This is a genomic window from Shigella dysenteriae, assembly GCF_022354085.1.
In the GTDB taxonomy this organism is placed as follows: Bacteria; Pseudomonadota; Gammaproteobacteria; order Enterobacterales; family Enterobacteriaceae; genus Escherichia; species Escherichia coli.
In genome coordinates this window covers 2,771,805-2,789,711 of sequence record NZ_CP055055.1, presented here as the reverse complement: position 1 = coordinate 2,789,711, position 17,907 = coordinate 2,771,805, and the positions used below count along the sequence as shown (strand labels likewise).

The 17,907-nt window shown below is 47.1% G+C and carries 24 protein-coding genes and 1 pseudogene; 21 read left to right on the top strand and 4 right to left on the bottom strand.

All coding sequences use genetic code 11. From position 1 onward, the window contains the following. Positions 1-52 precede the first annotated feature (52 nt). The 7 genes from HUZ68_RS13415 to HUZ68_RS13385 all read left to right on the top strand — a co-directional run bounded on the left by HUZ68_RS13415 (position 53) and on the right by HUZ68_RS13385 (position 3,506). Positions 53-649 carry a DUF1367 family protein gene (locus tag HUZ68_RS13415; RefSeq protein ID WP_033814626.1) on the top strand — a complete coding sequence of 199 codons (597 nt, stop codon included), beginning with the start codon at positions 53-55 and terminating at the stop codon, positions 647-649. Then, on the top strand, positions 646-939 hold the full coding sequence (locus HUZ68_RS13410) for a DUF1364 domain-containing protein (protein WP_033814627.1): 294 nt from the start codon (positions 646-648) through the stop codon (positions 937-939). Before HUZ68_RS13415 ends, HUZ68_RS13410 begins: the two co-directional genes overlap by 4 nt. Next, entirely contained in the window at positions 939-1,610 is a 672-nt protein-coding gene (locus HUZ68_RS13405; protein ID WP_112925024.1) for a bacteriophage antitermination protein Q, read from the top strand. Before HUZ68_RS13410 ends, HUZ68_RS13405 begins: the two co-directional genes overlap by 1 nt. Positions 1,611-1,722: 112 nt before the next feature. Then, on the top strand, positions 1,723-2,106 hold the full coding sequence (locus HUZ68_RS13400; protein ID WP_239593896.1) for a putative holin: 384 nt from the start codon (positions 1,723-1,725) through the stop codon (positions 2,104-2,106). Then, positions 2,106-2,378: a phage holin family protein gene (locus HUZ68_RS13395; protein ID WP_033814629.1), complete on the top strand. Its 273-nt coding sequence runs from the start codon at positions 2,106-2,108 to the stop codon at positions 2,376-2,378. The genes HUZ68_RS13400 and HUZ68_RS13395 overlap by 1 nt, the downstream gene beginning before the upstream one ends. After that, entirely contained in the window at positions 2,378-2,857 is a 480-nt protein-coding gene (locus HUZ68_RS13390) for a TIGR02594 family protein (protein ID WP_033814630.1), read from the top strand. The genes HUZ68_RS13395 and HUZ68_RS13390 overlap by 1 nt, the downstream gene beginning before the upstream one ends. Positions 2,858-3,071: 214 nt before the next feature. Beyond that, positions 3,072-3,506, top strand: coding sequence for a hypothetical protein (locus HUZ68_RS13385; RefSeq protein ID WP_033814631.1), 435 nt, complete (start codon positions 3,072-3,074; stop codon positions 3,504-3,506). A 102-nt stretch (positions 3,507-3,608) separates the two neighbouring features. On the opposite strand, the gene HUZ68_RS13380 is transcribed toward HUZ68_RS13385, so the two are convergent. The 3 genes from HUZ68_RS13380 to HUZ68_RS13370 form a co-directional block, all read right to left on the bottom strand. Next, positions 3,609-3,806 carry a hypothetical protein gene (locus HUZ68_RS13380; RefSeq protein ID WP_033814632.1) on the bottom strand — a complete coding sequence of 66 codons (198 nt, stop codon included), beginning with the start codon at positions 3,804-3,806 and terminating at the stop codon, positions 3,609-3,611. Between the two features lie 331 nt (positions 3,807-4,137). After that, complete coding sequence (locus HUZ68_RS13375; RefSeq protein ID WP_223718780.1) at positions 4,138-4,398, bottom strand: hypothetical protein; 261 nt, start codon at positions 4,396-4,398, stop codon at positions 4,138-4,140. A gap of 293 nt (positions 4,399-4,691) precedes the next feature. Continuing rightward, a protein-coding gene (locus HUZ68_RS13370) for an IS1-like element IS1B family transposase (RefSeq protein WP_095033700.1) occupies positions 4,692-5,389 on the bottom strand; the annotation gives its coding sequence in 2 pieces (ribosomal slippage) (positions 4,692-5,140 and positions 5,140-5,389; 699 coding nt in all). Positions 5,390-5,780: 391 nt separating this feature from the next. Here HUZ68_RS13370 and HUZ68_RS13365 point away from each other — a divergent pair. From HUZ68_RS13365 to yecA, 14 genes and pseudogenes are all read left to right on the top strand, one after another. After that, entirely contained in the window at positions 5,781-6,122 is a 342-nt protein-coding gene (locus tag HUZ68_RS13365) for a GPW/gp25 family protein (RefSeq protein ID WP_033814640.1), read from the top strand. Beyond that, on the top strand, positions 6,119-7,039 hold the full coding sequence (locus HUZ68_RS13360; protein ID WP_033814641.1) for a baseplate assembly protein: 921 nt from the start codon (positions 6,119-6,121) through the stop codon (positions 7,037-7,039). Before HUZ68_RS13365 ends, HUZ68_RS13360 begins: the two co-directional genes overlap by 4 nt. A gap of 2 nt (positions 7,040-7,041) precedes the next feature. Continuing rightward, entirely contained in the window at positions 7,042-7,668 is a 627-nt protein-coding gene (locus HUZ68_RS13355; RefSeq protein WP_033814642.1) for a phage tail protein I, read from the top strand. Beyond that, positions 7,661-8,578: a phage tail protein gene (locus tag HUZ68_RS13350; RefSeq protein WP_223718777.1), complete on the top strand. Its 918-nt coding sequence runs from the start codon at positions 7,661-7,663 to the stop codon at positions 8,576-8,578. Before HUZ68_RS13355 ends, HUZ68_RS13350 begins: the two co-directional genes overlap by 8 nt. 5 nt (positions 8,579-8,583) lie before the next feature. Next, complete coding sequence (locus tag HUZ68_RS13345) at positions 8,584-8,817, top strand: hypothetical protein (RefSeq protein WP_129468656.1); 234 nt, start codon at positions 8,584-8,586, stop codon at positions 8,815-8,817. Between the two features lie 5 nt (positions 8,818-8,822). Beyond that, positions 8,823-10,315: pseudogene (locus HUZ68_RS13335) on the top strand (phage tail sheath C-terminal domain-containing protein). Between the two features lie 17 nt (positions 10,316-10,332). Then, entirely contained in the window at positions 10,333-10,845 is a 513-nt protein-coding gene (locus tag HUZ68_RS13330; protein ID WP_228192727.1) for a phage major tail tube protein, read from the top strand. A gap of 12 nt (positions 10,846-10,857) precedes the next feature. After that, the gene (locus HUZ68_RS13325; protein WP_033814644.1) at positions 10,858-11,139 is read left to right on the top strand and encodes a phage tail assembly protein; all 282 of its coding nucleotides are present in this window, start codon (positions 10,858-10,860) and stop codon (positions 11,137-11,139) included. A gap of 108 nt (positions 11,140-11,247) precedes the next feature. Next, positions 11,248-12,888, top strand: coding sequence for a hypothetical protein (locus HUZ68_RS13320; protein WP_239593895.1), 1,641 nt, complete (start codon positions 11,248-11,250; stop codon positions 12,886-12,888). 2 nt (positions 12,889-12,890) lie between these two features. Beyond that, on the top strand, positions 12,891-13,313 hold the full coding sequence (locus HUZ68_RS13315; RefSeq protein ID WP_001278178.1) for a phage tail protein: 423 nt from the start codon (positions 12,891-12,893) through the stop codon (positions 13,311-13,313). A 173-nt stretch (positions 13,314-13,486) separates the two neighbouring features. Beyond that, positions 13,487-13,699 (top strand): tail protein X, encoded by a 213-nt coding sequence (locus HUZ68_RS13310; RefSeq protein ID WP_033814646.1) that lies wholly within the window; start codon positions 13,487-13,489, stop codon positions 13,697-13,699. 3 nt (positions 13,700-13,702) lie between these two features. After that, positions 13,703-14,746: a phage late control protein gene (locus tag HUZ68_RS13305; RefSeq protein ID WP_033814647.1), complete on the top strand. Its 1,044-nt coding sequence runs from the start codon at positions 13,703-13,705 to the stop codon at positions 14,744-14,746. 166 nt (positions 14,747-14,912) lie between these two features. Next, entirely contained in the window at positions 14,913-15,332 is a 420-nt protein-coding gene (locus HUZ68_RS13300) for a lipoprotein (protein WP_033814648.1), read from the top strand. A gap of 472 nt (positions 15,333-15,804) precedes the next feature. Continuing rightward, positions 15,805-16,470 (top strand): UPF0149 family protein YecA, encoded by a 666-nt coding sequence (yecA, locus tag HUZ68_RS13295; protein WP_000847882.1) that lies wholly within the window; start codon positions 15,805-15,807, stop codon positions 16,468-16,470. Positions 16,471-16,531: 61 nt separating this feature from the next. Here yecA and tyrP read toward each other — a convergent pair whose 3' ends face one another. After that, positions 16,532-17,743 carry a tyrosine transporter TyrP gene (tyrP, locus tag HUZ68_RS13290; protein WP_000797566.1) on the bottom strand — a complete coding sequence of 404 codons (1,212 nt, stop codon included), beginning with the start codon at positions 17,741-17,743 and terminating at the stop codon, positions 16,532-16,534. Positions 17,744-17,907 lie beyond the last annotated feature (164 nt).

Below are 17,907 nucleotides of genomic sequence, written 5' to 3'. Positions count from 1 at the left end.
TTGAACACCCGGCACCATTTTCTGAACACTGCCGCGCCACCTGGAGTTAACCATGGCGCAGCATTCATTTATCAGGGTATCCGGCGGTTCGCTAATACCCGCGACACCAGACACGCAACGCTGGTTGACTGAACGAGTCAAACCAGGTGCTGTTGTGTATGCAGATTTCAAACAGGCGCGTAATCCCGCGTTTCATCGTAAATTTTTCTCACTTCTAAACCTGGGCTTTGATTACTGGCATCCGTCCGGAGGGGCTATTTCTCCTACGGAGCGCGAACTGGTCCATGGCTACGTTAAGTTACTGGCGTATTACGGTGGACACGGTGATGTCATGGCAGAGCTGGCTGATCAGTATCTTCTCGATGAGTCGGAAAAGCGCGCGGGGAATATCAGTGCGGTTAAGTCGTTCGAGGCGTTTCGCGCATGGGCGATTATGGAAGCTGGGTTTTATGACGTTCATCAGATGCCAGACGGCAGTTTGATGCGCGTACCTCGTTCAATCTCGTTTGCTGCGATGGACGATCTTGAGTTCGGTCAACTGTATTCAGCCGTTTTAGATGTGCTGTGGAATTATATTTTGTTCCGCACGTTTGCCTCTCAGGAGGCCGCTGAAAATGCTGCCGCGCAGCTGCTGGATTACACATCATGAAAAAAATCGACCTGAGAAAAGCTGCACGTGGTCGCGCTTGTACTGTGCGTATCCCCGGTGTGTGCAATCACAATCCTGAAACCAGCTTACTGGCTCATTATCGTCTCGCCGGAACGTGCGGCACAGCCATCAAACCTCACGATATGCAGGGCGCTATCGCCTGTAGTGCGTGTCACGATGCTATCGACGGACGTACAAAAACGGATTACGAGTACGACTCATTGTTGTTGATGCACGCTGAGGGAGTTTTAAGAACACTGGCTATCTGGCGCGATGAGGAGTTTATCTGATGAGTAACGAGTATTTATTGGAATATACCCGCATAAAACTGCGCGCTGCATTACGGGATTTGTCTGGTGGTTCTAAGGGGCAACTGGAAGCATTGTGTGAGCACCCGCCAGCAGATAAAAACGCATACCCACGCAAACATATTCATCGTGTGCAACTGGAGGACCGGACCGTTGATGCTCTGGTTACGCCAGTTTATGCCCTGGAAAGTTTCAGCAGACGTCGTCCCGCGCCGCCGATGAATGATTTTGAATTCGCTGATTCATCGTGGCGCCGCGCCGTGAATTCGCTCGACGTTAGCCAGCAGGCGTGGTTGCGCTATTGCTACGGTGGTCACCTGGCGTTCAAACACCAAACAGCTATTTGTGAGGCTGTCTGGAGTCGCTATAAAGGACACATCCCCGCGTCAACTCAGAGAAAAGTAGTTAAGCGCCTGCTTTCGTTGGTGTGGTTGTCCGTGCAGGCGGTTGCAGCAGCAAATAAACGCGAGGATTTTAAGGAGATGGCCGGGTCTGCGCTAGCTGGAATGTTGTCTGTTTCTCGTTCCACCTGGTGCGAAACATACTCCCCGCACTGGGCAGGAATGAAAGAGGCGGTGAGAGCACTTGATGAAATGGCACTTCTTGCAACTTTGCATCACTATCAGAACCATTTAGACGACGTTTGCGTATAATGCTTGCAAAACCGAACAAAATAGACCATATTTAACGCTAATTTGGTATGTTGCCAAATTTCTAAGAACCTCGCCACGGCGGGGTTTTGTCGTTTCTGAATCAGGAAAAATCATGTCTGAACCTCTAACCGCTGGCGTTGCTGCTGGCTCGGCGGGGGTGACGTTTGCTGCGTTATTTCCTGAGGTAACACCTGCAGTGATGATCTGTGCGCTGGCTGGCGCAGCTCTCTATGTGTTGTCGTCCGGGCAGCATCGATTCTGGAAGCAGGTTATTTTCGCACTCATTTCGTTTGTTGGCGGTGTGTATTGCGCTGAGACAGCATCAGCCATCATTACCGGTATTCTGAATGCGGTGCTGAGTCACCTGAACCCTCCCGTAACAGTAAAAGTCTCTCCCGCCATTGGTGCACTGGTTGCATCAGTAATCAGCGTTACATCACTGTTGCGGATCATGTCACAAGCTCGTTTATGGAAATCAGATAAGGGGATGAAATAATGACCCTGCACTCTGTCCTCATCAATGCCAATGCAATTATCTGTCTGATGCTGGCACTACGGTTGATGTTTTTTCAAAAAACAGGCCGCTATCGTTTTTTTATCTCACTAACTGCTTACCTGGCGATTCTGTCTGCTGCTTGGATAGCCCTACGAATTTTATACGGAAAATATACGCAGGTTGATCCCGCAGAGTTCTTTCTCAACCTCACCATCTGTATTGCTGTCTGGCGGGCACGAGGAAATATTTCAAAAATAACAGGAGACAGGTAATGACCGATCCTAAATGGCTAATTGAGGCACGAAAAAATCTCGGCATCCGGGAAATGAAAGGGAAGCAACACGCTGCAGAAATTGTGCAGTACTGGAAAGATATCAAACGCGGCGGTATTAAGGATGACGAAACACCATGGTGCGCCGCCTTCACCGGAGCAATGCTGGAACGTGTTGGTATTCGCTCAACGCGTTTTGAGTCTGCGAATTCTTATCTCGATTGGGGTAATGAACTGAAGGAACCTGCCTATGGATGCATTGCTATTCTGTCTCGGTCTGGCGGTGGCCACGTTGGTTTTGTTGTCGGGAAAAATGCCGCCGGGGATTTAATGATTTTGGGTGGCAATCAGGCAGACGCAGTGAATATCAAAGCGTTTCCGAGCTCACGCGTTACTGGCTATCGCTGGCCAGCAGGTCAAACGGATGTTCCACAATCACTTCCATTGGTGAATGCTGAGAAATCTATCTCAGAAGCGTAGGCAAAATGTGAAAAAACTCCTCTTAGCTGTCGCGTTCTTCACGCTGGTAGGCTGCACACATTCGACATACACCGAAGCGACTCTTGCTAATCGTACGACAGTGAAACATATAGGGAGAGCGTGAAGTAATATTTATTTTATCGACTTGTAAAAGATTTTTGGCTATTATTTATGAGCTAATTCGTTGTCAACCGATAAATAAATGGAGAAGGTGATGAGTTGTTACAGAATCAAAGCGGCGGGAGAGAATGCATCGGCGTTAGAATCAGTGATGGATCGAGTTTGTAATATAGCAGAAAAGAAAAATGATAAAGATGTGATTATTTTAATTGCACAGAAAAACTATGGGAAAAAAGATAAGAGATTAGAGCAAATTCTGGGGTTGACAATGTATAGAACCTTGATGCAAGACTCTGCTGAGTCCGTTGGGATAGGGGATGTTAGTGTTCAATTAAAAACCTTTTCGTATATCACTAATGCAGCATATCGAGCCAACAATAAAACTATTGTTGTTGTAAATCCCAGCGCATCTGATTTAGAAATAAAATTTAAAAATCTGCATAAAACCACAGATGTAATCGCTGTGGAAATACATTCTGATGGTGAGCTTGATGGGTGGGTTAAGGATAATCAGGCTGTAGATTTATAGCCGTTGTTAAAGTGTGTTTTGACTGTTTTTTGGAGCAGGTTTTTATTGCCATTACTATCGGAGCATAGTAATGGCAATCATCGTCTCAACAAAAGTTTTTACTTAGAGGGCTAAAATATCCTCTCTTAGGTCTGATATATTCATTGCATCAAGCTCAAGGTTTGATTGCAATGCCTCAAGCAATAGCGAACGTGATGATAAAGATAATTCATCTCTATCTCCCGTCTCAGTGTTGATGTATTTTGCGATATAACTGCCATTATTTTTAGATAGAGTTATTTTGTACTTACCGTAAGTCATTGCTTATCCCTTATAGTGTCAAAAGCATGATTGTATAGGAAGCAAACGAATGACAAAACCGGACTGGAGAACTCCGCAGTAACCGTTCATCACATGACATGCTAAATCAGATATCTCTCTTAAAGGCCGGTGGGAAGCGCTGAAGCTGAACTACGCACCGTTCAGCGGCACATAAAATAACAACTTTGCAGCGTGCGTAAAAATCTGCACAGAAAAAATCGTGTACTATGCTCATTGGAAAAAGTGCCAAAGAGCTGGTACCTGATGTAAGAGACGTTTTACTTAAACGAGCGGCCGCCTTTTTGTTTTAAGACGCCACACCTTCAACAGGTTAAGGTAACCGATTTGACCATTTAGTTGCGCGCCAGTTGTTCTGAATCATAATCTCCTCAAGTATCTCATCTGAAGGCTCTGCTTCGCCGCTTAACCATTCTCTTAAAGTTGGACAATGTAGGTAAGAGGAGTTCGCACGATAAAAAGATACGATGGTGTCCTCTGATAACTTTTCAGGAAACTTTTTTGGGTCAGCTTCTTTTAATATTACGCTCATTAAGGCTTCAATTTTTTCTCTGTTCATTTTTTGCGTTCTCATGGTTGTTGTTTTTCTGTAAGGATATCAATAATTTCAAGATATATACACATAGGGAAAACTTTGTTCGGTAGTCTATCGATACAGCGCAAAAGGATGGCTCGCTGCCAAAGTGAAAGCTTACGCTGATAATGAGATACACAAAGCTGATGTATGCAAACAAGTACGCCGCGAGGCTACAGTCGAGTTTGATGAACCTGATGCGAGCCCCCGATTCCTGTCCTGAAAGGGATATAGCCCCCCTGGTCGCGGGTCCTTTCCGAAATTCAAAACACCGAGGGGGTAATGACTCCAACTTATTGATAGTGTTTTATGTTCAGATAATGCCCGATGACTTTGTCATGCAGCTCCACCGATTTTGAGAACGACAGCGACTTCCGTCCCAGCCGTGCCAGGTGCTGCCTCAGATTCAGGTTATGCCGCTCAATTCGCTGCGTATATCGCTTGCTGATTACGTGCAGCTTTCCCTTCAGGCGGGATTCATACAGCGGCCAGCCATCCGTCATCCATATCACCACGTCAAAGGGTGACAGCAGGCTCATAAGACGCCCCAGCGTCGCCATAGTGCGTTCACCGAATACGTGCGCAACAACCGTCTTCCGGAGCCTGTCATACGCGTAAAACAGCCAGCGCTGGCGCGATTTAGCCCCGACGTATCCCCACTGTTCGTCCATTTCCGCGCAGACGATGACGTCACTGCCCGGCTGTATGCGCGAGGTTACCGACTGCGGCCTGAGTTTTTTAAATGGCGGAAAATCGTGTTGAGGCCAACGCCCATAATGCGGGCGGTTGCCCGGCATCCAACGCCATTCATGGCCATATCAATGATTTTCTGGTGCGTACCGGGTTGAGAAGCGGTGTAAGTGAACTGCAGTTGCCATGTTTTACGGCAGTGAGAGCAGAGATAGCGCTGATGTCCGGCGGTGCTTTTGCCGTTACGCACCACCCCGTCAGTAGCTGAACAGGAGGGACAGCTGATAGAAACAGAAGCCACTGGAGCACCTCAAAAACACCATCATACACTAAATCAGTAAGTTGGCAGCATCACCAGCAACGAGTTCTGTTAGTGTTACTGCTGCGAACAGAATATCGCTGACAGCTCAAACAATCAGTGCGTGGGCTCCGGGTGGGATAACACTAGCTGGTCCAACTCATATTACCGAGACATTACTAGTAGATAAATTAGCGACATTCCGTAACGATATTTCTGTCACTGGAGATAACGGTGGAACAGGTAATATCACAACCCGCGGTAGTGTGTTAGCAGGGCAAGAGGTACGGGACCGACAAGGCACAATGAATGAGATGCGTATTACATATAACGGGCATACGCACATATGCCCTGACGGAGAAACAGAGAAACCAAATCAACCAATGGCGTAAATATGCTTGGAATGAACCGTGACACCGGTAAGCCTTTATCGGGGACTGATCACATTTGTCAGTCTATCGTTGATATTTTAACGACCCCGCTGGGAACCCGTGTAATGCTGCCGGAATATGGAAGCAAATTATTTGACCTTGTTGATAATCCCACAGATCCATCGCTTGCTATGCGGATAATTATGGAAAGCGCTGGCGCAATAGCACGCTGGGAACCACGCGTCAGAATTGACAGAATAAATGTGTTAGCAGTGGATATCGGGAAAATAACAATATTAATTATCGCAACAGATATCGAAACACAACAGCGATTAGAGTTTAATAATATGGAGCTGATATTTTGATAACATCAACAGTTCAAAACTCGATAGTGAAAACTATTGATATGAGTCTGCTTCCGCCGCCAGCATTCGTTAAAACCCCGTTATTTTCAGATGTTAAATCTAATCTACTGTCAGAGCTGCAGATATTATATCCACAATTTAACGCGCTCCTGGAGTCAGACCCAGCAGTTAAACTGCTGGAAATAGTTGCATACAGAGAAATTATCATTACAGCCCGGGTAAATCAGGGGATGCTCGCTGTATTGCTCGCATTCGCAAAAAATAGCGATCTCGACCAGATTGGCGCTAATTTTGACTGCCTGCGGCTGTTGATAACGCCAGCTAATCCCGACTCAGTCCCCCCGACTGAAGCGGTTTACGAGAGTGACGACGAGTATCGTCATCGCATACAACTATCATGGTACGCGCGGAATACTGCCGGCAGTACAAACGCGTATAACTATTTCGCGCTATCGAGTGATCCCGATGTTCTGTCAGCGCAGGCATACGGCCCGCCTGTGACTCAGCCAGGGTACGTCGATATGTACGTTTTGTCCCGGACAGGCGACGGTGTACCCCCGCAATCACTACTGAATACAGTGAATGCGGCCCTGTCTCCTGACGACACTCGGCCACTAACTGATTTCGTGACCGTAAAACCTGCGTCGAACCTGAATTACCGGGTTGAGGCCGTTATCGTAGCGGGGCTCGGTCCCGACCAGAACGTATTACTCAACGGCGCGCAGAGCGATCTTGAAGTCTACGTGACCACACAACATAAAATCGGGGCAACAGCAGCTCTGTCAGGAATTTACGACGCGATACATCGCGACGGCACTGAGCGTGTGATTCTGATATCACCGACAGAGGATGCGATCGCCGGCGTCGGACAGGCTCCACACTGCACAGAAATCAAACTCAGCGTACAGATGGGGTGACAATGACGAGCCAGAGTGTACTGCCTCCTAACGCAGTAACACCAGAAAGAGCGCTGGAAGCCGTTTTATCTCATGTCGGCGATTTGCCTGGTGATATACGAATTATTAAAAATCCCGACCTGTGTCCCGCAAATTTGCTCCCATGGCTAGCGTGGGAATACGCGGTTACGTACTGGAATCCGGACTGGAGTGAGCGACAAAAACGCGAAATTATCAAAGCAGCCGCGTGGCAAAACAAACACCGCGGCACCCGTGGAGCTGTTGAACGCGCGTTATTAACTGTCGGATTTAATAGCAAAATGCGCGAGTGGTTTGAAGCCACACCCAGGGACGACCCGTATACATTCGCAATTAAAATATATCTGCTAAAAAGTATGGGGTTAGATTTAGAGCTATTGAATACATTTATTGCACAAATATTTGATGCAAAAAATTGTCGTTCATTATTAAAAGAAATAAATTTCGAAACTGGTGTTGATGGTGAGTTTTTTATAGCTGGTACACCTTACGCGAAAATAGGCGTAAATATACCGGCAGATGGTGATGGCGGCGTGAAATTAAATGGCGGATTATATATATCAGGCTCACCAATTGTTAGTTTAAATGTGGAGATAGGGCCAAATGGCTGAAAATAAAATTTACGCAGTACTGACAGACCGCGGCGCACAACTCGAAGCCGCTGCGCTGGCGTCAGGCGTGCCGGTGGTGCTGAACAAATTTGTTATCGGTGACGCGAACGGAAACGACGACGTAACACCGGATCCGGCGCGTACTGCATTAATTCACGAGACGTATCGCGGGGATATTAAATCGTCAGAAAATAGTGGTAACCAGGTTATCTTTACACTATACGTACCACCGGAAACCGGCGGCTATACTATCCGTGAGGTGGGAATATTAACCGATAAAGGCGAACTGTACTCAGTTGCACGTTCACCGGATATTTTAAAACCTACGGACAGCAACGGCGCGCTGATTTCAATTACGTATAAATACACGCTCGCGGTGTCCAGCACGTCTACTGTTAACGTAGTTATTGATAACAGTAGTGGAATGAGTCAGGCCGATGCTGATAAGCGATATTTGCAGATAAGAAAAAATTTATCTGAAATTAAAGACAAAGGCGCGGCGGCGCAAAAAACGGCACGGGAAAATATCGGCGTTAATCTTGATGATTATTACACCAAAAAGGACGTAGACAATTTAATTGATGATAGCGATGACCTCGCACCGGTGGTGCCTGCGTTTGCAGCTGTCGGCTCAGTTGTTTATGCAGGATTTGGATTTAGTAACGAGACTGTTATGCACTATAAACCCGGGGATACTATTGCAGGTTCATTGATTTTTCCTGCGTATATATATAGAAAAAATGCGCAGTTAATTAGCGACGTTATTATTAGTATAGGATTTTCAGCAGAATCCCTGCCTGGCTTGTGGGCGCTCTCAGGGTATATGCCGTCGAGTTCCGAACCGACAGACGGTAATGCCGAAGCTATTTTTACAGCGAGTTTTGCAACAAATTTCATTAGAGTAGCCTAAATAAAATGTTTAAAGATGATGATTTTTCAAATATAAAATTACCGCGCTATTCTAGCACATCAGGCAATAGTATTGATGTTAAATGTGATATCAGAGGTATCGGTAGTGATATTTTATTTACTGCATCTAAAACCGATTCCACATTATATGGAAGGAATTTATACGAGCGAGCTTTGGCCGGTGAATTTGGTGATGTCGCTGAATATGTGGCTCCAATTATAATCGAATCAGGAGAGTAAAAGAAATGAGCACTAATTTTTTACATGGGCCTCGCACGCTCGAATACGACGACGGCACAAAAGAGATCAACACAGTCGATATTTCAGTTATCGGGATTGTTGGTACTGCACCGGATGTTGGGCTAGGGGAGAGGGCATCATTAACGTGGGGATCACCGCTGGCAAATAATGTAGTCACCTTTTTCCCGGTCTATTATGGGGATTACGGAAATAAATTTGCAGTTGAAATTATTAAGAAGGGTATTTCTGGAATTAAATACGGATATAGCACACTTCCAGACGGAACAATAAAATTAACGCTCGGGACCGACAGCACAACAAGCCGGAACGGCTGGCGCAAGACGTAGTGACTCACGGTGAAGGGCGAACCGCTGAGGATTGTATTTGTGTAGGCATTGACGAGGACAGTAAAAATGACGGAATTGTTTATCAGATGCCCGTCACGAGCCTGACGGGCGGTTCTGACGCTCCATTTCCAGTCAACATACCCACACTAATTGCAGGTAGTCAGAAAAAAGCGGCGCTCCTGGGTGCAGCAGGCACTCTCCCCGCAGCCATCACTGATATTTTAAATCAGACAGATGCGCTAATTGTTGTTGTTCGCGTAGACGAAAACACAGACGCGACAAAAGAGCGTGAGAACGTAATCAACGGAATTAACGTTTTGTTAACATCGGGACAAATAAACCAGGTGACTCCACGAATTTTGATTGCACCTGATTACAGCGCTAATGACGACGTCGCTGCCGCGCTGGAGGTAGTCACAAATAAATTACGTGGAGTCGGCTATATTGATTCTCCACGCACGGCATCGCCCGCAGACGTCGTTAACCGCCGCCATAAATATAGCGCGCGCATGGAAATACTACGCCCGCGTGTGTTTTCCACGGGCGATCTCAGTGATCTGTCGCGTCCATATTCAGCTATCGCCGCTGGTTTACGAGCCAGAATTGACAACGAAAAAGGGTTTTGGTGGAGCAAATCTAATCAAAATATTTATGGAATAACAGGGCTTGAGCAGGTTGATGATTTCATTATTGGCGAGACAAACTGCACGGCGAACCTGCTGAACGCTAGTCAGGTAAGCACCATCATTCGCTATGATGGATTCCGACATTGGGGTAACTATCTGTGCAGCCTGGATCCGCAGTGGTCGTTTGAATGCGTTCGTCGGACAGCTGACGTAATTGAAGATTCTATAGCCCGGGCAATGATGACAGATTTTATTGATCGCCCGATAGACCTGCATCTCGGAACAGACGTTGTCGAGTCGATAAACGCATATCTGCACAAATTAGAGGAGCAGGGTGCGATTAACGGAGGGCGTGCGTGGTTAGACGGTGAGTTGAATACAAAAGAAAGTCTGGCCGCTGGTAATCTTTATATTAATGTTGATTTTGGTCCGAAATCTCCGGCACAAACAATTACGTTAATGTACCGCATTAATAATGACTATACAGTTGAAGCGCTGGCCTCCCTTTTTAAAGAAACAGCCTGATAATTCGGAGAGTAAATATGTCAGATAGCAACGCTTACCGCGCGTTTGCGCTATTCGTGCAGGGTGAACGGGTTTTAAATTGTACTGAATATACTCCAGTCGATATGAAAATAATCGAAGACGAGTTTAAAACAGGCGCGATGGATACAGCCATCACCTTGGATGGTGGTATGGAGAAAATGTCAGCAAGTTTAAAAGTTTCAGGTTCTGATTCTGGTGTTATGAGCTATTTCGGGTTAATACCGGGAGTCAAGACGCGGTTTGAAATTCGTAGTGCGTACACAGACTCATATGGAATAAATTTTGAGCGTATTGATACCTACGAGGGACTTATTACAGCAATCACTGATGACGCTCAGGGGACTGATTCAAAATCGTCAGTGGGGCAATCAGTAACGATTGCGCCGAGCTATTATAAACGAGTTCAAAACGGACGAATTATTTACGAAATTCATCCTGCAAAAATGAAGCGCGTTATTAACGGTGTTGATGTTCTTGCGGGCGTCGCTCGAATCCTTCATGTATATTAAAAGGCAAATAAAATGGAATCATTATTAGACAGTATGACTATTACGCTCTCTCGCCCGTTTATTATTAAAGGCGAGAGCTGCGATACAATTACTATTCGCGAACCAAAATTACGCGATCGTATTATGTTCAGTAACGATAAAAGTGGTCTTGAAGAGCGGACAGCGACAATGCTGGCACGCTTGGCAAATCTGGAGCGAGAGGATTTATATGCACTGCCTGCGTGCGATTACGATCAAATGGAGGCCGCGTTTAACGAACTGGTAAAGCCCCCGAAAGACCGACATCAGATATAGTTATTCTGATTCCGTTTATTGCGAAAAAACTTGCTATCCCGCCCGATACGCAAATGGACCTGCCGTATCGGGTTTTTAATTTCTATGTAAACGAGGTCATGAAAACCGATGGCTATTTCTCAAAACTTTAAAACGCAGGTTGTATTTGGGGGGCGAATAGACCCGTCGTTTCGGCGCGGTACAACAGAACTCAACGACGCCATTCGGCAGACGTCGTCTACTGTCGGAAAATTAACGAAAAGCCAGGATAAATTAAAAGACAAAATCGCAGCAATGAAACTGGCGGGTAAAGACGTTTCTGATTTATCTGCTCAGTATCAAAAGCTGGACCGTCGGATAAAAGCGACAACACAGGACCAGGAAGCTCTGAATACTCAGCTCGCCAAAAAACAGCGGCTGGAGAATTGGACGGGGCGCGCAAAAGGGGCTGCAAAATGGGGAGGGCGAGCCGCCGCAGGTGCGGTGAGGGCCACGGGACGGGGTATCAAATGGGGGACGCTAGGGGCTGTGGGGCTGCTCGGCGGCGCGGCTGCTGGCGCGCTGGCAATGAATGCAGAGACGTCAGAAAAGCTCGGTCTGGCGAAGTCCTACGGTGTTGGCATCGAAAAATACGCTGCGTGGGAAAATATTGGTAAAGCTGCAGGGCTGAATGGCGAAAACGTAGGAGATCTGTCGGAGGAGTTGACTAATAAAATCGGGGAGGTTGGAAACGAAAAAAACCTGAATCCCATGTTGTTTCAAATTGGCCTGACAAAAAAACGGATGGCTAAATGGGATCGAGAAAAACAGTTCAATGAAGTTATGCGGCGTATCTCTGAAATGAAGGATGATCAACAGGCGGCGAGTCTGGCTGATCAGCTCATGGGGGGAGAGGCTAATAAAATAATGACCTATATGCGGGCGACTGGTAAAAGCTGGGAGCAGACTATGTCGGACGCTCAAAAATCGAACCTGCTAACGAAAGAAGGGGCTGAGGGGGCAGCGCGCGCGCACGTATCCGTCACGAATCTATGGGGGGCAATTACATCGGGGTTGGCAGATACGCTCGGTAAAATCGGGGGGGAACTCGCGCCGACGTTTGACGCTATGCGAGACGAGCTGGCATCCTGGTTTAAAGAGAATCAAGGGGGGGTTGTTGATAGTATTAAAGAATGGGTTAAGCCAGAAAATATGAAAAAAATGTGGGAGGGGATGGTCAGTTTTGGCGAGGCGTGCGTTAAATTCGGAAAAATAATTTGGGCAGTAGCAAAAAAACTTGAGTGGTTAATACCGGACGAGAAAACAGACGAGGAACAGCGCGTATATAACGAAGAATATAATAAAGCGTATCAGGAATTCATGGATAGTGGTGGTAAATATTCACCGAACCCAGGACTGGCAGCAGATAATGTAGCAAAAGCAAAGGCCGACGAAGCCGTAGATAATATGCGACACCCTGAACGTCTTGCTCGTGCAAAATCACAGGCTGAATCAATGCTCTCGTTTGCTAACCCGTTTACTGGATTAATAAATAAAGACTCAACGCCTGAATCACAAAACTCAGCAACCTTGAATATTGACGCGCTGAGACAGGCAGTCGCAACTCCAGCGCCAGAGCAAAACAATAAAATTGAAATCAATATTATCGGAGCGGCAGATCCACAATCAACACAGCAGGCTGCTGCATCGGGTGTGCTCGACGGGTTGAGACAAGTTGCGAGTTCGTATAATCGTGGCGCGATGTTTGATAAACCAGCGGCGGCGGGGTGACAATGAGTGATGCAATAAACGGTGCTGAGGATATCATGCTCGGCCTGGGTGATTTCATTTTTGCTATATCAACAGTAGCGTACAACAAACTGCAACGTAGTGACGCCTGGCGCTGGGCTCAGCAAACACGATTCGGGAAAAACGACGCGTTGCAGATAACCGGACGACCGAACCCCACAATCACTATCGATGGAAAGATAAACGCTTTATTTCTTGACGGGTGCGGCGTCGGCCTGTTGACAGATTTGCGTGCGCTTGGGAACACGGGAGAACCCCAGCAGCTAGTGCTGGGGACCGGGGAGGTGAAAGGGTACTGGGTGCTGCGAGAACTAACTGAAACGCAAAACAGCTTTTTGATGGGCGGAACCCCAAAATCGCAGGACTTTTCACTCACGCTCGAATATTATGGAGCTTCGCTAGATTAATATAAAATCAAGCGCTACCAGAGCACTTAACAAGTATAAAAATAATAAAAAAAACTACGAACATAAATGTAAAACAACCTGATGGTATTTTTTTTGACGCCGAAATACTAATACCTCTCCGACTACTAAAATTAATTCTCATTATGAAATCCTTTTAATTAATGGGGCCCCAAATGATTACATACACTACACGGGACGGTGACCGTCTCGATCAGATCTGCCTTGCTGTCTACGGGAGAACAGCAAAAACGACAGAAACCGTGTTATATCAGGTTTTAAATTACGGCGTAACGGATATGTGTGCCGTGTTTCGTGCAGGAGAAAAAATTGTTTTACCAGAAATCGACCCCGAACCGGTTAAAAAAGAAACGCAATTATGGGATTGATGAATGAGTGATTACGTAAATACTGGCGTGGAAGCATGGAAGCCCAATTTTTATATATCTGCTGATAATGAAAACATCACGGATAAAATAAGAAAAGGTTTGATCAATATCACGCTCACAGATTATGGCGGTTCGAGTAAACAGACAGACGAATTACGCGTAGCAATCGTTTCTGAAACTCTGAAAATTCCGGCCCGTGGCGTGAAGATCAGTGTCGGACTCGGTTTCGGTAATCAGATAATTGATAAGGGTATATACATCGTCGACGGTGCGAGCAGTGGCGGTGAACCTCGGGTAGTTGATTTCACAGCAAAAGCGGCTCCGATGAACGCGTCAAAAGGCTCTCCGACAGTTCAGAGCAAAAAAACTCGCTCCTGGAGCGACGTCACTGTCAGCAATATCGTTGCAACAATAGCGAGCGATAACGGGCTAAAACCACGTGTATCAAAGCGGTTTGCAGACAATATTATCACGCAACTCGATCAAGTCGGCGAGTCAGATATGCACCTGATGTCGAGACTAGCAACACGATTCGATGCGGTGAGTAAACCCGCGGGAGGGTACTGGATATTCCTGCCGCGCGGCGCGGGCGAATCTGTTAGCGGAGCGCCGCTTCAGCACTACACGCTCACGCGTCGTGATAACTCCAGCTGGGGTTATTCACGAAACGGACAAAGTGGCGATAGTGGTAGCGGTGGCGAAAATCCGGAACCGACGTATCTGATTAAATATCACGACACAGCAACTGGGCAGATCAAAGAATTGCGGACAGGTAGTGGCGGCGATCCTGTCATTGAATGGCCGGCAGTTGAGCCGTCGCTCGACGCAGCGAAAGAAGCTGCACCAGGGCTCAAGGGCGGTGCAGCTAAAAAAGAGTTCTCTATGACGTACACGACGCCAGCGACGCTCGATTTAGTGTCGCTGACAGCAGAATGCAAAGTCACAACTCAAGGATTCGGGACCGAGGAGGACCGGGACTGGACTATCAACACGCTGAGCCTGACGCTTGCTGAAAACGGCTTTTCGGTTCGACTGTCTCTGGAGTAAATTGGCTCGGCGAGCCGGTGGCGGGTATGAATTTAGTATTAACGACTGTCGACTGCAAACGGCACCTGCGATATTTTTAGGCGTAAGCCGGAGAACGAAGAGTCTCTGGTGCTGAACGTTGTTATCGTTAGATGCTGACATTTTTTAATATTGGGAGTTTTCAAACATGGTCGTTAAAAATGCTCTTGCCTGTGGGATTATGCTTACTCTTGTCGGTTGTGCTACAAAACCTGTCTCAAATGAACAAGCCACTCCTGTTCCTGAAAAACAAATTATCAGTACCGTGTTACTCGAAAAACGAGACGGTACGGGAGAGGTGATCATCAAGCGTGACTCGGGGTTCTTTGGAAGCGCGTGCTTTTCCCGTGTTTATGTTGATGGTAAAGAGGTGGCAGATTTAGGTACAGCTCAGAAAGTCGTTGTATACCCAACGATTGGTGATCATGTCTTCAGCGCGTGGCCTAAAGGGGTATGTGGCGGTGGTATGAGTGAGCAGGCGGGTAAGGTGACAACAGATCGTACTTTGATGTATCGCATAGGGTATGGATCAAACGGTGAATATGGCATTCACCCAACTGCGTTTTAATTTGTGTTGGGGTATGTGAGTTTTTCTCATACCCCTTTACCTCACTTTGCTCCTGACTGTTTGGTCACATCAAGGCGCAAAACATCACCATTTTTTGCCAAAAACCTTCAGAAGATGATGAGAAAGACGTGTCATAACTATATGATTATTTGATATTCACACACACCATCATGTCCGGATAATTTGCCATAATTATTTGAATTTATTGCACAAAACGAACAATTTAAAATCCCTCGGCGTTCGCGCTGTGCGGGTTCAAGTCCCGCTCCGGGTACCATGGGAAAGATAAGAATAAAATCAAAGCAATAAGCAGTGTCGTGAAACCACCTTCGGGTGGTTTTTTTGTACCTGCAACTTGTCGTTACACCCTCCTTAATTTTTAATCACCGGCAAAGCCACTCAAAAAGTATCTCTGATACGGACCGGCATGTAAGATAGGTGCTGGCGAGTTGAGATCCACAAGGAAAAGCGTATGAAAACGGGACCGTTAAACGAAAGTGAGTTGGAATGGCTGGACGATATTCTGACCAAATACAACACTGACCACGCCATCCTTGATGTGGCGGAGCTGGACGGTTTATTGACGGCGGTGTTGAGTTCTCCGCAAGAGATTGAACCGGCACAGTGGCTGGTTGCCGTGTGGGGTGGGGCTGACTATGTGCCGCGCTGGGCGTCAGAGAAAGAGATGACGCGCTTTATGAACCTGGCTTTTCAACATATGGCCGATACCGCAGAGCGTCTGAACGAATTCCCGGAGCAGTTTGAGCCGTTATTCGGCTTGCGAGAAGTTGATGGCAGCGAGCTGACGATTGTTGAGGAGTGGTGCTTTGGCTATATGCGGGGCGTGGCACTTTCTGACTGGTCAACATTGCCCGATTCGTTAAAACCAGCGCTGGAGGCGATTGCGCTGCACGGTACTGAGGAAAACTTCGAGCGGGTAGAGAAGATGTCGCCAGAAGCGTTTGAAGAGAGCGTAGATGCCATTCGACTGGCGGCGCTTGATCTACATGCGTACTGGATGGCGCATCCGCAGGAAAAAGCTGTTCAGCAACCGATCAAAGCAGAAGAGAAACCGGGGCGTAACGATCCTTGCCCGTGCGGTAGTGGTAAGAAATTTAAGCAGTGCTGCCTGCATTAAGAAGTCAAATTGGGTGTCAGCGTTAATTCTGGCACCCAATAAGGAATTTGAGGCTATCTGATCACCCCACTTCTGGTAACAACCCTGCCGCAATCAAAAATTGCACGCCAATCACAGCAATACCACAGAGAAACACCACCACCAGCGCCGGACGACCACCTTTGACCCGGTAACCCGCTTGAGGATTGTGCTTTCTGCTTTGCCAGGTCAACAGCGAAGGGATAATCAATGCCAGTACCGCCAGCGCCACACCGGCGTAACCCAGCGCCATCACAAATCCTCGTGGATAAAACAGTGCAAACGCCAACGGCGGCAGAAAGGTAATTGCACCAGTTTGCAATCTTCCACCAACGGTATTTGAACGCTGAAACAAATCAGCCAGATAATCAAATAAGCCTAACGCAACGCCGAGAAATGACGTGGCGAGGGCTAAATCAGCAAATAAATGCACTGCCAGCTCAACATGCGGAGAGGCCACCATTTCGCGTAACGCCTGTAGCAGCCCGTTTAATCCGGCATGATTAGCCAGCAATCCCATAAAGGTTGTTGAATCAATGCTGCCAAGCGTCGCCACCTGCCAGAAAATATATGCCACCAGGGGGATCGCACTACCGGTTATAAACACCCAGCGTAGCTTACGAATGTTGCCATCCATATAGCTGACAATACTCGGCACGCTACCGTGAAAACCAAACGACGTAAAAATCACCGGGATTGCAGACAGTGCCAGCCCCTGTTGCAACGGCAGGGTTAAAAGATTCACTTTGTGAATATGCGGTAGCAGCAATACCAGCATCACCACCAGAAAAATAATTTTGGCGCTGAACAGAAAACGGTTAAATAAATCGACCAGCGATGTTCCAACACAAACCACGCCACCGGCAACAAAAGTGAACAACAGCACGCCAGCGGTTGCCGACATTGAAATACCTGTCCAGTCGCTGATGCTGGAGGCCAACAATTCACCGGCACCGCTGATGTATGCCGCTGTCAGAGCATACATTAAGAACATCATACTGAAGCCCGTCAGCCATTGACCGTAGCGTCCCAGATAGCGTTTTGCCAGCGTGCCCAGACCGGTATCTGCCGGAACATGCTGGTACACCTCCAGCAGTAATAGCGCCGTGTAGCACATCAACGCCCAAAGCCCAATCAACAAGATTAACGTAACGCTAAAACCAACACCGGCCGCAGCCAGCGGCATTGCCAGCATGCCTGCGCCAATTGTGGTTCCCGCCACGATAAAAACACTTCCCAGGGTTCTGTTTTTCACGCTTTCTTCTGTCCTGACGATCTTTATGAGTGATATCTGCGGCGCAGGTTAAGGCATAACGGCTGCTTCGTCAAACCGACGTTACATATGGTGTAAATATAAATGTACAATAAAAAGCATTCAGTCCTGCGCTGGCGCAAAGTCTTTATAAGCGGTAATCGCTA

Bases quoted from the DNA above. Each gene is read 5' to 3' on its own strand.
- HUZ68_RS13415 (WP_033814626.1), top strand. From the start codon at position 53: ATGGCGCAGCATTCATTTATCAGGGTATCCGGCGGTTCGCTAATACCC.
- HUZ68_RS13410 (WP_033814627.1), top strand. From the start codon at position 646: ATGAAAAAAATCGACCTGAGAAAAGCTGCACGTGGTCGCGCTTGTACT.
- HUZ68_RS13405 (WP_112925024.1), top strand. From the start codon at position 939: ATGAGTAACGAGTATTTATTGGAATATACCCGCATAAAACTGCGCGCT.
- HUZ68_RS13400 (WP_239593896.1), top strand. From the start codon at position 1,723: ATGTCTGAACCTCTAACCGCTGGCGTTGCTGCTGGCTCGGCGGGGGTG.
- HUZ68_RS13395 (WP_033814629.1), top strand. From the start codon at position 2,106: ATGACCCTGCACTCTGTCCTCATCAATGCCAATGCAATTATCTGTCTG.
- HUZ68_RS13390 (WP_033814630.1), top strand. From the start codon at position 2,378: ATGACCGATCCTAAATGGCTAATTGAGGCACGAAAAAATCTCGGCATC.
- HUZ68_RS13385 (WP_033814631.1), top strand. From the start codon at position 3,072: ATGAGTTGTTACAGAATCAAAGCGGCGGGAGAGAATGCATCGGCGTTA.
- HUZ68_RS13380 (WP_033814632.1), bottom strand. From the start codon at position 3,806: ATGACTTACGGTAAGTACAAAATAACTCTATCTAAAAATAATGGCAGT.
- HUZ68_RS13375 (WP_223718780.1), bottom strand. From the start codon at position 4,398: ATGAGAACGCAAAAAATGAACAGAGAAAAAATTGAAGCCTTAATGAGC.
- HUZ68_RS13365 (WP_033814640.1), top strand. From the start codon at position 5,781: ATGCTTGGAATGAACCGTGACACCGGTAAGCCTTTATCGGGGACTGAT.
- HUZ68_RS13355 (WP_033814642.1), top strand. From the start codon at position 7,042: ATGACGAGCCAGAGTGTACTGCCTCCTAACGCAGTAACACCAGAAAGA.
- HUZ68_RS13350 (WP_223718777.1), top strand. From the start codon at position 7,661: ATGGCTGAAAATAAAATTTACGCAGTACTGACAGACCGCGGCGCACAA.
- HUZ68_RS13345 (WP_129468656.1), top strand. From the start codon at position 8,584: ATGTTTAAAGATGATGATTTTTCAAATATAAAATTACCGCGCTATTCT.
- HUZ68_RS13330 (WP_228192727.1), top strand. From the start codon at position 10,333: ATGTCAGATAGCAACGCTTACCGCGCGTTTGCGCTATTCGTGCAGGGT.
- HUZ68_RS13325 (WP_033814644.1), top strand. From the start codon at position 10,858: ATGGAATCATTATTAGACAGTATGACTATTACGCTCTCTCGCCCGTTT.
- HUZ68_RS13320 (WP_239593895.1), top strand. From the start codon at position 11,248: ATGGCTATTTCTCAAAACTTTAAAACGCAGGTTGTATTTGGGGGGCGA.
- HUZ68_RS13315 (WP_001278178.1), top strand. From the start codon at position 12,891: ATGAGTGATGCAATAAACGGTGCTGAGGATATCATGCTCGGCCTGGGT.
- HUZ68_RS13310 (WP_033814646.1), top strand. From the start codon at position 13,487: ATGATTACATACACTACACGGGACGGTGACCGTCTCGATCAGATCTGC.
- HUZ68_RS13305 (WP_033814647.1), top strand. From the start codon at position 13,703: ATGAGTGATTACGTAAATACTGGCGTGGAAGCATGGAAGCCCAATTTT.
- HUZ68_RS13300 (WP_033814648.1), top strand. From the start codon at position 14,913: ATGGTCGTTAAAAATGCTCTTGCCTGTGGGATTATGCTTACTCTTGTC.
- yecA (WP_000847882.1), top strand. From the start codon at position 15,805: ATGAAAACGGGACCGTTAAACGAAAGTGAGTTGGAATGGCTGGACGAT.